Raw genomic sequence first — 604 nt, 5'->3', positions numbered from 1 at the left:
CGACAAGGCACCCGGTAAAGGTCAGAGCAAAAAGGTCGAGACCCAGCAGGCGGCGTCCGACGCGCTGTGGCTGGAGAACCTGACCACCTCGCCGGCGAAGTTTCTAAGGCAGAAGTTCAGCTTGCAGGATCAGCAGGGAGACCGGCCATGAACCTCCGGCACCTGAGCGCCGCCATCGCTGGCAAGCCAGCTCCCACAGGGAATTTCTGTGTAGTTGCAAACTTTGTGAAGCTTGCTGTGATTTGTGGGAGCTGGCTTGCCAGCGATGGCGGCAGAACAATCAGCGCAAAGCTCAGCGCCCTGCTGCTGACCAGCCTGCTGTCTCTGAATGTTTTTGCAGCCCCAGCGCAACTGAAGGTCGAGGCTCACCTCAACCCCAGCGAAGGCGCGATGGTCGGCGGGCTGGTTGAACTGCAACTCGACGTGCTCACCGACACCTGGTTCACCAGCGCCGCCACCCTGCCCGATCTGCAACTCGACGGTGCGCTGGTAATGCCGCCGAACGGCCAGGCGCAGCATCTGAACCAGACCATCGATGGCCAATCGTTCAATGGCTTGCGCTATAGCTATCTGATCACGCCCAACGTCGCGCGCAGTTTCGATA

At 60.3% G+C, this 604-nt stretch carries 1 pseudogene; it reads left to right on the top strand.

Going from position 1 to position 604, the window contains the following annotated elements:
• Nucleotides 1-147 precede the first annotated feature (147 nt).
• Nucleotides 148-604: pseudogene (locus J5M71_RS26580) on the top strand (hypothetical protein); the annotation flags it as partial.

Origin of the sequence: Pseudomonas sp. 43(2021) (assembly GCF_017490805.1) — a bacterium.
Lineage (GTDB): Bacteria > Pseudomonadota > Gammaproteobacteria > Pseudomonadales > Pseudomonadaceae > Aquipseudomonas.
Note: the sequence above shows the minus strand (reverse complement) of the source record. Positions and strands in the feature narration are given on the sequence as shown.